This is a genomic window from Synechococcus sp. MEDNS5 (assembly GCF_014279875.1).
Taxonomy (GTDB): domain Bacteria; phylum Cyanobacteriota; class Cyanobacteriia; order PCC-6307; family Cyanobiaceae; genus Synechococcus_C.
This window is the reverse complement of record NZ_CP047952.1, coordinates 104,381-117,236: the sequence shown is the minus strand read 5'-3', so window position 1 is coordinate 117,236 and position 12,856 is coordinate 104,381. Positions and strand designations below refer to the sequence as shown.

The following is a 12,856-nucleotide window of genomic DNA, read 5'->3' as shown; positions in this document are numbered from 1 at the left end:
GCCGACCGGGTGGTCCAGCTTGTCACTCACCCCTCCGGACGCAGCAGCGGGAAGGCGATCACATCACGGATGGAAGGACTGTCGGTGAGCAGCATCACCAGGCGGTCGATGCCGATGCCCAGGCCTCCTGTGGGGGGCATGCCCACTTCAAGCGCCTGCAGAAAGTCCTCATCCACCCCCTGCGCTTCATCATCGCCGGCGGCCCGGCGGGCCTGCTGAGCCTCCAGGCGCCCGCGCTGGTCGACCGGATCAATCAACTCGCTGAAGGCATTGGCCGTCTCCCGTCCAACGATGAACAGCTCGAAGCGCTCCACCAGGCCGGGCTTGCTGCGGTGTTTGCGAGCGAGAGGTGAGATCTCCTCGGGATAGTCGAGCACGAAGGTGGGCTGAATCAGGTTGGCTTCCACGGCATGCTCAAAGGCTTCATTGAGCAGACGGCCCACTGAATCGGCATTGTCTGGAACCGGGAGCCCCTTGGCCGCCATGGCCTCAGCCGCCGCCGCCCGATCCTTGAAGGCCGAGAAGTCCAGGCCGGTGGCCTCCTCCACCAGCTCATGCATCGTCGCCCGGCGCCAGGGCGGGGTGAGATCGATCTCTGAGCCTTGATATGTGAGCCGCGTACCACCACACACCTGCTGACAAACCGACGCGATCATCGACTCGGTGAGTTCGATCATCCCCAGATAATCGGTATAAGCCTGATACACCTCTACCGACGTGAACTCGGGGTTATGGCGGGTGCTCACCCCTTCATTGCGGAAGATGCGACCCAGCTCGTACACCCGCTCAAAACCGCCCACCACCAAGCGTTTGAGATGCAACTCGGTGGCGATGCGCAGGTAAAGCGGCAGATCCAGGGTGTTGTGGTGGGTGATGAACGGGCGCGCATCGGCTCCACCCGCCTCCGACTGCAGCACAGGCGTTTCAATCTCCAGGAACTCGCGCTCGTCGAGCCAGCGCCGGATCGCGCTCACGGTCAGCGCCCGGCGGCGGAAGGTCTCGCGCGACTGGGGCGTCACGATCAGATCGAGATAGCGCTGGCGGTAACGCTTCTCCACGTCCGCCAAACCATGCCACTTGTCCGGCAGAGGCTGCAGCGACTTGGTGAGCATGGTCCACTCCGCCACTTTCACCGACAGCTCCCCCCGGTCGGTGCGGCGCAACGTGCCACGCACGCCGATCAGATCGCCGGCGTCGACAAGAGACGTGATCTGAGCGAACGCATCGCCGAGCGCCGCCTTCTCCAGAAACAGCTGGATCGTGCCGGTTTCGTCGGCCAGGGTGAAGAAAGCAAGCTTGCCCATCACCCGCCGGGTCATCACCCGGCCGGCAACGGCCACCGCACAATCCCGCTCCTCTCCCTTGGGCAGATCGGCATGGTCGCTCTGCAGCCGAGCCATCCGGTCGGTGGGGTCAAAGGTGAGGGCGTAGGGCTCCCGGCCCTGGTCGCGCAGGGCAGACACCTTCTCGAGGCGGGTCTCACGCAGATCAGACACAGGGCGGATTGCAATCGGCGCCATCCTGCCGGTCGACGGACCCGTTGGGACAGATCAGCCCGCCGCGGCCACCGGTGCGTTGTCACCCATTCGCTGAGAGGAATAACCGATCCCGCGCACGGTGAGAATCAATTCGGGGTTGCGGGGATCGGGCTCAAGCTTGCCGCGCAGACGAGCGACATACACATCAACCACGCGCAAATCAGCCGCGCGACGGGGTGGATACCCCCAGAGTTGCTCAAGAATCTCGGCGCGGGGAACCACGCGTCCAGGTTCACGGAAGAGCAATTCCAGAAGGCTGAATTCGGTGTAGGTGAGGGCGATGCGCTCGCTGCCGCGCGTCACCTGCCGGCGATTGGTGTCCACCACCAGTTCACCGACCCTCACCACGCCTTGACCCGTAGGCAGTTCCCGCGGCTCGGCATTGGCCGAGCCGCGCCCCACCCGACGCAGGATGGTGGAGATGCGCGCTTCCAGCTCCTTAGGGCTGAAGGGCTTGGGCAAATAGTCATCAGCGCCGAGATCCAAACCCGCCACCCGTTCGGAGATGGCTTCCAAAGCCGAAAGGAAGATGATCGGCACACAGGATTCGGCCCGCAGACGCCGGCACACCGCAAATCCATCCAGTTTCGGCAGCATCACATCGAGCACCACCAAATCCGGAGACTCTCTGTTGAACACCTCGAGTGCTTCCTCGCCGTCTTCAGCGCACACCACCCGATAGCCGGCGAGCTGCAGACGCATCACCAACACGCGTCGCACTGCTGGCTCGTCGTCCACCACCAACAAAGTCGCTTTCGCTGATCCGCTGTCGAAGGGACCCTGCCCATTTTCAAGCTGGGATGGCCCGCCGGACATCAACCAAATAATGAAGAGTTGCAACCCTACCGTTCAACCTGAACGGAATGAGGCCGAACCACTTTTCTAAATAGAGCCTTTGGCTTCTTTTAAGAATCTCGCGATAACTGCTTAAGGCCAGCGGGAGCTGGCGTATCGATTCCATTGCTGCTCCGCTTCCAGCAGAGCCTGATCGCTGCTGATCTGACCGAGCATTGAGCGCTGCAGCTGGGTGTAAACAATGCTCTGCAGCCGTTTCACGCCAGGCGTGGCCGGCACCAGCACCCGCGCGCGCTTGAGGGTGTCGGCCGACAGCAGACGGGCCTCACGGATCTGAGCCTCCTCTTCGCTGGCCGGTTGCTCGGCTTCCAGCTCAGCCCGCACCTGCGCGAGGGCCTGGCGTGATGAGGGCAACACCCGTGCCTCGCGAGCGAAACGGGCCTGGTTGGGGCCATTGGTGAGAAACAGGGCCAGCTCCACAGCCTCCTGGGCCTGGTCGCTCTGGCGCGGTACCGCCAGGGTCATCAGCGCCACATTGGCCGTTCCGTCGGCACCGGTCAGCGGCGGTTGGGGCAGGGTGACCGCCGCCACCCCGGGGGCATTGGTCTGGATGCTGCGCAGGAACTCAGCACCACTGGCCAGCAGCGCCAGCTCCCCGCTTTGATACAGCTCGATCGCCCGTCGCTGCCCTTGGCTCACGACCTCTCTCGGGAGCAGCCCCTCCCGGTAGAGATCCGTCCAGAAGGCAAAAGCCTTGCGGCCAGCCGGGGTGTTGAAGGCCGCCCGCTGGCGGTCATCGAGCAGGGTCACACCCATCTGCACCATCGACTCCAACAGCTCAGCGGAGTCATCCGGCACCACGGTCACGAACAACCCGTAGCGCCCGGTACGTTCCCGGATCGCTCGGGCATAGGCGGGAACGTCCTCCCAACGCTGAGGAGCTTGCTCCAGACCGGCCTCACGCAGCAGGTCGCGGTTCACCAGGCTCAGACGCACTGTGAGATACCAGGGGATCGCGATTTGCCCGGCCTCTGGATCCCGTGCCGCAGTCCAGACGGACGGCAGGTAGCGATCCGCCGCACCCTCGGGTAAAAGCGGCATGAGATCCGTGAGCCCTCCCTTGCTGGCCAGGTTGGCGGCAAAGGGGGGATTCAGATTCACCACATCCGGTGCCGTGCGCGCGAACACCGCGGCCAGCAGCTTGCGTTCCACCGATCCCCAGGGCAGATCGGTCCAACGCACCGGTACTTCGGGGTGGCGCTTCTCCCAGGCCTTGATCACGGAGGCCATGTACGGATTGAATTTGGGCGCCAGCTGCAGGGTCCAGAGCTGCAACGTTCCCTCCGGCACCGGCGGCCGGCCGCATCCCCAGCCGAGCGTCGCCACCCCTGCGAGAGCCAGCCCCACCAGCCATTGCCGCGTCCGCCGTTGTTGCTTGAAGGTCATGCAGGTGCGCGGCGTCGCCAAAGGAGCAGTTGCCAGGATCCGACCATCGGCGCCAACAGTCCAGTGATCAGGGCTTGGGCCAGGGTGGTGTGCAGGGCCCAGGCCTGAAGCAAGGCGTCAGACGATCCCAGCACGAGCAGCTGCAACCAGAGGCTCAGCCCCTGCACCACGGTGCCGATCAAAGCCAACAAACCGATGTTGAAACTGCGCTGGATCGGGGGCCCACGACGGCCGATTCGGCCCCACCACCATCCCATCAGCACAAGCGCAGGCACCTGGCTGACATCACCCAGGCTGAGGCCATCGAGCACCAGGCCGAGCGCCGCGCCGGCAATCCCCCCGGACACCGGGCCATCCACAAGTGCCCAGGGCAGCAACCAGAGCATCGCCCAGCTGGGCCCCACCCCATCCAGCGCCAACCAGGAGGGAGCCACCAGCTGGAGCAATGGGACTAGGAGAGCGGACGCCACGCAAATCGGTTGACGGTGCAAGCGAGCCATGGGTCAGCGAACCTGCACCTGCACCTGCACCTGCACCCAGTCGATGGCATCGGGCGGCGCAATCAACTGCACAAGGGCGGTGGGCGCGGGAACGCCGCGGAGATTGACGGACTGCACCACCGCCACCGGCAGGTTGGGGGGAAGCAGGGTGCTGGCCGGGGAAGTGCTCACCAGATCACCGGGCCGCACCTGCACGTCTTTGTCCAGAAACTGAAGCTGGGGCCGAGCAGTGCCCAGACCTGCCAGCAGGCCGTGCTGACGGGTTCTTGGCAGCCAGACGCCGATACGGCTCCCCGGTGCCGTCAGCAAACGCACCCGGCTGGTGGCCGGCGTCACACTCTGAACACGGCCGATCAACCCACCAGGGCCAATCACCGCATCATCCTTAGCAATGCCATCAAAGGATCCCTTGCCGAGCTCCAACTGCTGCCACCAGCCCGATGGCGTGCGCGAAATCACGGCCGCCTGCACCCGATCGCCTGTGGATAACTGATCGAGCTCCAGCAGGCCGCGCAGCCGCGCGTTGTCCTGCTCCAGCAACTCCAGCCGGGACGCGTCGTTCTGGCGAGCGGCAGACTGAATCCACTCCCGCTGCGCGGACCCCGGCCAGAAGGGCCGACTGAGAAGGGCAAAGGCATCCACGAACCCGGCACCCTTGCTCAGCCGCACCAACCCGAGAACCACCAGGAGGATGAACCAGGGCCACAGCCGCTGAAAGGAGCGCAGTCGGGACCCCTGGGGCCACTGGGACAACCCCATGACGATCAGACGGGAGCAGCGGCGCGCACGAATTCAGGGGTATCCAGCACGCGCTGCAGACGCTTGTAATCCTCAAGCACCTGCCCGCACCCCTTCACCACGCAGAGCAGGGGTTCTTCGGCGATGTGGGTGAAGATGCCGGTTTCATGGCTGATCAGGTCACTGATGCCGCGCACCAGTGCCCCACCCCCGGCCAGCATGATGCCGCGATCCACGATGTCGGCGGCGAGCTCAGGAGGAGTGCGCTCAAGCGTGCGTTTGACCGCTTCCACGATCACATTCAGAGGCTCGGCAATGGCTTCGCGCAGATCACCAGCTTGCAACTGAATGGTGCGCGGAAGACCGGAGAGCAGGTGCAGGCCGCGCACATCCATCACGGTCTGATCGAACTCGTTGTCGGGGAAGGCCGAACCGATCCGAATCTTGATGTCTTCAGCGGTGCGTTCACCCACCACCAGGTTGTGCACCTTCTTCAGATAAACACCGATGGCATCGCTGATTTCATCGCCGGCCACCCGCACCGACTCGCTCAGCACGGTGCCGCCCAGGCTGAGAACGGCCACCTCGGTGGTACCACCGCCGATATCCACAATCATGGTGCCGACGGGCTCGGTGACCGGCAGGCCGGCTCCGATCGCCGCCGCCACCGGCTCATCGATCAGATGCACTTCTCGGGCACCAGCGAGACCCGCCTCGCGAACGGCGCGGCGCTCCACCCCGGTCACACCACTGGGAATGCCGACCACCAGCCGGGGGGCCACGATGCCGCGCCCCTCATTGCCCTTCTGAATGAAGGTTTTGAGCATCTGCTCAGCGGCGTCGAAGTCGGCGATCACGCCGTCCCGAAGCGGGCGCACAGCCCGGATATTGCCTGGAGTGCGCCCGAGCATCAGCTTGGCCTCATCGCCCACAGCGAGGGTGACACCCCGTTCGAGATCGAGCGCCACCACGGAAGGTTCCTGCAACACGATGCCCTTGCCTGAGACGTAGATCAGGGTGTTGGCTGTGCCGAGGTCGATGCCGATGTCGCGGGAGAGTTGGAAGCGACGGAAGAGCACTGGCAGAGACTTGGTTCGGCGAATCATAGAGGCAGTTTTCAAGCCCATCTGTTACATCCGCTGATGAGGGTGGAACTCCTTGAAGGCAGCCACGACAACCGTCAGTTCTGACATCCGTGGCGCATCATTGACCCAACTAACAGGAGAAATTCAATGGGAGTCAATTCCGTGACCCTGGTCGGCCGTGCCGGCCGCGACCCTGAAGTCCGTTATTTCGAATCGGGCAGCATGGTCGCCAACCTCACCATCGCCGTGAATCGCCGCAGCCGCGACGATGAGCCCGATTGGTTCAATCTGGAGATCTGGGGCAAGCAGGCCCAGGTGGCCGCCGACTACGTGAAAAAAGGGTCCCTCCTTGGGATCATCGGCAGCTTCAAACTCGACCGCTGGACCGATCGCAACAGCGGCGAGGAGCGCAGCAAACCCGTGGTTCGCGTCGATCGGCTTGAGCTGCTTGGATCCAAGCGAGACAGCGAAGCAGCCGCTGGAGCCTTCGCGGGTGGCGGCAGCGCCAGCGACGAGGACGTTCCTTTCTGAGACTCGGTTCAATCGGCGGCGTTGCGGCGCCGCCAAACCCTGAGGCCAAGCCAGATACCGCCGGCGATCACCGCGATCACCAGCAGAACCTTGATCACCTTGCTGACCGGCTCGATCCAGAGCTCCACATTGCTGTAGCCCTCGCCCAGCACCATGCCGGCAATGGTGAGCAGCAAGGTCCAGATCAGACTGCCGGCCGTGGTCCAGATCAGGAAGGGCGTGAGCGGCATCAGTTCAATCCCTGCCGGAACGGAAATCAGGGTGCGGATGCCTGGAACCAGGCGTCCCCAGAACACGAGCGCCGTTCCGTAACGGCTGAACCAGCGGCGGCTGCGCGCCAGTTCTTCCGGGCTGATGCCGATCCAGCGGCCATGGCGCCCGAGCCATTGCTCGATGCGCTCCTCATTAATCAGCCTGCCGATGCCATACCAAGGCAGTGCACCGATCACGGTGCCCAGCAGACCGGCAAGCACCACGGGAATGAACTGCAGCTGGCCCTGCTGCACATAGAACCCCCCGAGGGGCATGATCAATTCGGAGGGAATGGGCGGAAAGAGGTTCTCGAGGAACATGGCCGCAAAGATCGCCCCATACCCAGCCCATGGATTGGCTGCAACGGCCTGACCGATCCATTCCGGCAGCTGGGTGACGAATTCAGAAAGCCCCATGGAGCCTGCGCACGTTCGCGCAAGTCTTCCACGGGGCACGTTGGTTGCTGATCAGAAGGATCAGTAGCGGTAGTGGTCGGGCTTGAAGGGACCCTCCACAGGAACGTTGATGTAATCAGCCTGATCCTTGCTCAGCTCGGTGAGCTTGGCGCCGATGCGATTGAGGTGCAGCCGGGCCACCATCTCATCGAGGTGCTTAGGCAGCACATACACCTCCTTGCCGTACTCGTTGCCTTTGGTGAACAGCTCGATCTGAGCCAGCACCTGGTTGGTGAAGGAGTTGCTCATCACGAAGCTGGGGTGACCGGTGGCACAGCCGAGATTCACCAGACGGCCTTCGGCCAACAGGATGATCCGGTTGCCGCTTGGCAGGGTGATGTGGTCCACCTGGGGCTTGATGTTCTCCCACTCGTACTCCTTGAGGGACGCAACATCGATCTCGTTGTCGAAATGGCCGATGTTGCAGACGATGGCCTCGTCCTTCATCTTTTTGAGGTGCTCGTTGCGGATCACCTGGTAGTTGCCCGTGGCGGTCACGAAGATGTCCATCTCCTCCACCACATCTTCCAGACGGACCACGCGATAGCCCTCCATGGCCGCCTGCAGGGCACAGATCGGATCCACTTCGGCGATGCACACGGTGGCGCCGAGGCCGCGCAGGGACTGGGCTGAGCCCTTGCCCACATCGCCGTAGCCCATCACCAGAGCCTGCTTACCGGCCACCATCACATCGGTGGCGCGCTTGATGCTGTCCACCAGCGACTCGCGGCAGCCGTAGAGATTGTCGAACTTGCTCTTGGTGACCGAGTCGTTCACATTGATGGCGGGGAAGGGCAGCTCGCCGCTCTTCTGCATCTTGTAAAGACGGGCCACACCTGTGGTGGTCTCCTCGGTCACGCCCTGAATCTGAGCCTTGGTGCGGCTGTAGAAGCTGGGGTCTTGGGCCAGCTTCTTCTTGATCGAGGCGAACAGGAACGTTTCTTCCTCGTTGCCAGGGTTATCGAGCACGGTGATGTCCTGCTCGGCCTTGCTGCCCAGCATCACCAGACCGGTGGCATCGCCGCCATCGTCCAGGATCATGTTGGGGGAGCCACCGTCGCTCCACTCGAGGATGCGGTGGGTGTACTCCCAGTACTCCTCCAGAGTCTCGCCCTTGACGGCGAACACAGGAATATCACGGGCAGCCATGGCGGCTGCAGCATGATCCTGGGTGGAGAAGATGTTGCAGGAGGCCCAGCGCACCTCAGCACCGAGCTCCACCAGGGTCTCGATCAGACAGGCGGTCTGAATGGTCATGTGCAGGGAGCCGGCGATACGGGCCCCCTTCAGGGGTTTCTCACTGCCGTACTTCTCACGCAGCGCCATCAGGCCGGGCATCTCGGTCTCGGCGATGTCCAGCTCTTTCCGGCCGAACTCCGCCTGATTGATGTCCGCGATGACGTAATCCTGTGCGACCTGCAGGCCGGTCGTTGCCGAGGGTGTTGCCACCATGTTGAAACGCTTCCAGGGGAGAATGTGAACGGGAATCTCTGCGGAGTCTCCGAGGCTTCGGGCTCGCGTGTGGCGCAATCTACCGATCGGACCTGGACCTTGAAGGATCTCGAGGCGACACACGCCCTCGGGCGGTGGCTGGCAGGTGCGGACGCGCGTCCCGCTCTGCTGCTGTTGAAGGGTGAGCTCGGTGCCGGCAAAACCTCGTTGGTGCAGGGCATTGCCTTGGCCCTCGGCATTGAGGAACCCATCACCAGCCCCACCTTTGCGTTGTCGCAGCATTACCCCCAGGGGCAGCCACCCCTGGTGCATCTCGATCTCTACCGGCTGGAGCTTGCCAGCGCGGCCGACGATCTGTTTCTGCAGGAGGAGGAGGAAGCCCGGGGCCTTGGTGCGCTCCTCGTGGTGGAGTGGCCGGAACGCCTCAGTCTGGCTTTACCGGAGGCCTGGACCCTGGAACTGGCGCATCGCCAGGAGGGTGGACGCGAGGCAGTGCTGACTGGACCGCTCCATCGACGCATCGTTGCGCTGCATTAAAGATGTCAAGATCCGTGGTCCCGTGATCAACACCACCCGTGGATTGCCTCTGCCTCGGCTTGCTGTGTGCTGATCTGGTCTGCCATCCGGTTCCCTCGCTGCCGGCGCAAGGGCAGTTGATGGAAACCGAAGGCATGGAGCTCAGCCTGGGGGGCTGCGCCGCCAACACCGCTTTCGATCTGGCCAAGCTGGGCGTGAGCACCGGGATCAGCGGCTGCGTTGGCGACGACGTGCTGGCCGACTTCATCGTTGCAACCCTGAATGCTGCGGGGGTGGACACCCGCGGGGTGGTGCGCTCGGCAAAGGTGGCCACGGCCTCGACTGCGGTGATCAACGTGCGTGATCAGGACCGTCGCTTCATTTCCTATGCCGGCGCCAACACGGCCATGACCGCCGCGGCGATTCCAGAGGGGCTGCTGGAGTCGGCCAGCGTGCTTTACATCGGTGGATTTCTGATGCTGGATGGCCTCGAGAGTGAGGCCATGCGCCAGCGCCTGGTCCAAGCCCGAGAAGCAGGCACCCGCATCCTTCTCGATGTGGTGCAGGTGGACGATGCCGATGCCATGGAGCGCCTGCAACGGGTGCTTCCTTACACCGATGTCTTTCTTCCCAACAACGACGAAGCCGCCTTGCTCACAGGCTTCAGCGATCCCTGGGAGCAAGCCGAAGCCTTCCGCGCCGCCGGCGCGCGGACTGTGGTGATCACCGAAGGGGATCGGGGAGCCCATCTGCTGAACGAGCAGTTGAAACTGCGTGTCGGCGCCTACGACACCGACTACCAGGGCGGCACCGGCGCCGGCGATGCCTTTGATGCCGGCTTCATCGCCGCAATGCTCCAGGGGCATGACCTGCCCACCTGCCTGCGCTGGGGCAGCGCCCTGGGCGCCAGCTGCGTGCGCAGCACATCGGCCACCGGCAGCGTGTTCAACCGGGAGGAGGCCCTCCAGTTCATGGAGAGCCACGCGATCAAGGTTGAGTGCTGCTGAGCTGGGAGAACAGGGGCTTGAGCGCGGGGTAGAGCTGCTGATACAGGGCATGGCGTTCCTGCAGGCGCGGTGCCTCGGGTCCTGGTAACAACGGAGTGGCAACCGTCACCCAGGCTTTACAGGCGTCGCCCACGTTGGCGAACGCTCCTGCGCCCACCGCGGCCAGCAGCGCAGCGCCGTAGGCCGTGGCATCCACCGTGGCGGTGAGCGCCACGGGGCAGCCAAAGAGATCGGCGCAGAGCTGGCGCCAGAGCAGGCTGCGCACGCCCCCTCCAGACAGATGCACGCAGCGGGGATCCAGACCAGCCTCCCGCAGCAGACCAAAGCAATCGCTCAACCCGTGGGTCACCCCCTCCAACACAGCCCGGGCGAGATGACGACGGTCATGGCGCTGGTCCAGGCCGATGAAACACCCCCTGGCACTGGCATCGGCATGGGGGGTGCGCTCACCGGAGAGATAGGGCAGAAAAAACAGACCATCGGCGCCGGCTTCGGTGCCGGCCGCCATTGCCTCAATCCGCTCAAAAGCATCGTCATCACTGAAGTCCGGCGTGATCGCGTGCCGAAACCAATCGAGGCTGCCTGCACCGCTGAGCATCACCCCCATCAGGAACCAGGTGCCGGGGGCTGCATGGCAGAAGGCGTGGAGCCGGCCCTCGTCCGCACTGCGCCAGCGATCCATCGGTGCAGCCACCACACCACTGGTCCCCAGAACAGCACCAGCCGAGCCCTCATGCACCAGACCACAGCCGAGGGCCGCCGCAGCCTGATCTCCCGCACCCGCCACCACGGGGGTGCCCTCCTTGAGGCCGGTGAGCACGGCCGCCTGCGCCGACACCTGGCCCACCACCTCCGAACTCTCCGCGGCCTCAGGCCACCAGGATCTCGGCAGCTTCAGATCGGCCAACAGCGCATCCGACCAACGCCGCTGGGCGCAATCAAACACAGCTGTGCCACTGGCATCGGACACATCGGTCACCAACTCCCCCGTGAGCCGAAAACGGATCCAGTCCTTGGGCAGCAGCACCGTGGTGATGCGTGCCAAGGCCTCGGGCTCGTGCTCGCGCATCCACAGCAGCTTGGGGGCCGTGAACCCGGGCAGCATGCGATTGCCGGTACAGGCAAGCAGATGGGCCGGTCCCAGGTGATCTTCAACGGCTCGGCACTGGGGTTCACAGCGCCCGTCGTTCCAGAGCTGGGCAGGTCGGATGCAATCGCCCTGGGCATCAAGAGCCACCAGTCCGTGCATCTGTCCGGCGAGACCGACCGCGGCGATCGCCCCGGGATCGACCCGGGCTTCCCCTAAAGCCGCGGACACGGCCTGGAGGGTGCTGCGCCACCAATCCTCAGGATCCTGCTCGCTCCACCCCGCCCGCGGCACCAGCGGGCGATGGTCTCCGTGCCCCACACCGCAAACCGTCCCAGCGGCATCCACCACCAGCGCTTTCGTGGCACTGGTGCCCAGATCAATGCCCAGAACCACCATCGCTACGCCTGCTCCAGGAACCCCAGCACCCGGGACGGAAGGGGCTGGGGGTCAATGCCGCCGGCACCAGCGCAGACCAGGGCACCGCAAGCGGCGGCGTAGCGCACCACCTCCCGCACCCCAGCTGCATCCAGCTGCTGGGGCTGACCTTCCACCGGCGCCAGGGAGACCAATTGATGCAACAGGCCGGCGGTGAAGGCATCACCAGCACCGGTGGTGTCCACCACCTGGGGCGGAGCCAACACCGCCATCGCGCCGCACTGTTCGGCAATGCACCACTGCACGGGTTTACCACCGTCGGTGACCACCACATCCGGATGCCGGGGCAGGGCCGCGCTGATCTGATCAGGGCTGCTGGTGTGAAACAGCCACTCGGCTTCTTCCCGGGCCAGCTTGATCAGATCAGCCTGCTGCACAAGGGGCTGCATCAGAGCGAGGGCCTGGGCATCGGGTCCAGCCGCAGGATCGGCGTCGGGGTCCCAGAAGGTGGGGCGCCAGTTCACGTCCAGAGCCACCCGCACGCCATCCCGCTCGGCCTGCGCCACCAGCGATCGCAGGGCCGCCGCCGATGGAGCGCTGGCCAGCGGGATGGTGCCGATCAGAAGCCAGCGAGCCCGTTCCGCCAAAGCCGGCCAGTGCGGATCCAAGGCAGCCTGATCAAGTGCTTGATCAGCAAATCCGGCACCACAATCGCCGGCAAAACCTTGAAACACCCGTTCACCACTGGCATCGCGGCGCACCAGCACCACCCGTGAGGGCCGCTGATCGTCGGACTGCAGGCCGCGCAGATCCACCCCCCGATCGTTCAGCAGCTCCAGAAAGCTGTCACCGATCGCATCGCGGCCCAAGCGCCCGATGAAGGCCACAGGCGTCCCCAAGCGAGCCAGAGCACAGGCCACGTTGGCCGGCGCACCGCCGAGGCGGTCGTCGCAATCACCCGGCGCCGCCGTCGCCGGATCGCCTCCCAGGGGTCCGAGGCGATCCACCAACGCTTCTCCCACACAAAGCACCTGCGGAGGCGAACTCACCATCAAACATGCTGCAGATTTCTGCAG

Annotated in this window: 13 protein-coding genes; 3 read left to right on the top strand and 10 right to left on the bottom strand. The window is 64.4% G+C overall.

Features of this window, described 5'->3' with window-relative positions:
- Nucleotides 1–26: 26 nt before the first annotated feature.
- From lysS to SynMEDNS5_RS00550, 6 genes are all read right to left on the bottom strand, one after another.
- A complete protein-coding gene (gene lysS, locus SynMEDNS5_RS00575) occupies nt 27–1,496 on the bottom strand; it encodes a lysine--tRNA ligase (RefSeq protein ID WP_370593605.1) in 1,470 nt (489 codons plus the stop codon).
- Between the two features lie 54 nt (nt 1,497–1,550).
- Nucleotides 1,551–2,354, bottom strand: coding sequence for a response regulator transcription factor RpaB (rpaB, locus tag SynMEDNS5_RS00570; protein WP_186585759.1), 804 nt, complete (start codon nt 2,352–2,354; stop codon nt 1,551–1,553).
- Between the two features lie 111 nt (nt 2,355–2,465).
- Nucleotides 2,466–3,779: a sugar ABC transporter substrate-binding protein gene (locus SynMEDNS5_RS00565; RefSeq protein WP_186583842.1), complete on the bottom strand. Its 1,314-nt coding sequence runs from the start codon at nt 3,777–3,779 to the stop codon at nt 2,466–2,468.
- Entirely contained in the window at nt 3,776–4,279 is a 504-nt protein-coding gene (locus SynMEDNS5_RS00560; protein ID WP_186583841.1) for a rod shape-determining protein MreD, read from the bottom strand. Before SynMEDNS5_RS00560 ends, SynMEDNS5_RS00565 begins: the two co-directional genes overlap by 4 nt.
- Nucleotides 4,280–4,282: 3 nt before the next feature.
- Nucleotides 4,283–5,038, bottom strand: coding sequence for a rod shape-determining protein MreC (gene mreC / locus SynMEDNS5_RS00555; RefSeq protein WP_186583840.1), 756 nt, complete (start codon nt 5,036–5,038; stop codon nt 4,283–4,285).
- A gap of 5 nt (nt 5,039–5,043) precedes the next feature.
- Nucleotides 5,044–6,096, bottom strand: coding sequence for a rod shape-determining protein (locus SynMEDNS5_RS00550; RefSeq protein ID WP_304623115.1), 1,053 nt, complete (start codon nt 6,094–6,096; stop codon nt 5,044–5,046).
- Nucleotides 6,097–6,249: 153 nt separating this feature from the next.
- Here SynMEDNS5_RS00550 and SynMEDNS5_RS00545 point away from each other — a divergent pair, with 153 nt between their 5' ends.
- Nucleotides 6,250–6,633 (top strand): single-stranded DNA-binding protein, encoded by a 384-nt coding sequence (locus SynMEDNS5_RS00545; RefSeq protein WP_186583838.1) that lies wholly within the window; start codon nt 6,250–6,252, stop codon nt 6,631–6,633.
- A gap of 8 nt (nt 6,634–6,641) precedes the next feature.
- Here the strand turns inward: SynMEDNS5_RS00545 and SynMEDNS5_RS00540 are convergent, their stop codons facing one another.
- Nucleotides 6,642–7,301, bottom strand: a complete 660-nt coding sequence (locus SynMEDNS5_RS00540; protein WP_186583837.1) for a DedA family protein — start codon at nt 7,299–7,301, stop codon at nt 6,642–6,644.
- A 60-nt stretch (nt 7,302–7,361) separates the two neighbouring features.
- On the bottom strand, nt 7,362–8,792 hold the full coding sequence (ahcY, locus tag SynMEDNS5_RS00535; RefSeq protein WP_186583836.1) for an adenosylhomocysteinase: 1,431 nt from the start codon (nt 8,790–8,792) through the stop codon (nt 7,362–7,364).
- A 24-nt stretch (nt 8,793–8,816) separates the two neighbouring features.
- On the opposite strand from ahcY, the gene tsaE reads away from it, so the two are divergent.
- A complete protein-coding gene (gene tsaE / locus SynMEDNS5_RS00530) occupies nt 8,817–9,329 on the top strand; it encodes a tRNA (adenosine(37)-N6)-threonylcarbamoyltransferase complex ATPase subunit type 1 TsaE (protein ID WP_186583835.1) in 513 nt (170 codons plus the stop codon).
- 38 nt (nt 9,330–9,367) lie between these two features.
- Nucleotides 9,368–10,315: a carbohydrate kinase family protein gene (locus SynMEDNS5_RS00525; protein ID WP_186583834.1), complete on the top strand. Its 948-nt coding sequence runs from the start codon at nt 9,368–9,370 to the stop codon at nt 10,313–10,315.
- On the opposite strand, the gene xylB is transcribed toward SynMEDNS5_RS00525, so the two are convergent.
- A complete protein-coding gene (xylB, locus tag SynMEDNS5_RS00520; protein ID WP_186583833.1) occupies nt 10,296–11,801 on the bottom strand; it encodes a xylulokinase in 1,506 nt (501 codons plus the stop codon). The two genes, SynMEDNS5_RS00525 and xylB, sit on opposite strands and share 20 nt — an antisense overlap.
- A 2-nt stretch (nt 11,802–11,803) precedes the next feature.
- Entirely contained in the window at nt 11,804–12,832 is a 1,029-nt protein-coding gene (locus SynMEDNS5_RS00515; RefSeq protein ID WP_186583832.1) for a carbohydrate kinase, read from the bottom strand.
- Nucleotides 12,833–12,856 lie beyond the last annotated feature (24 nt).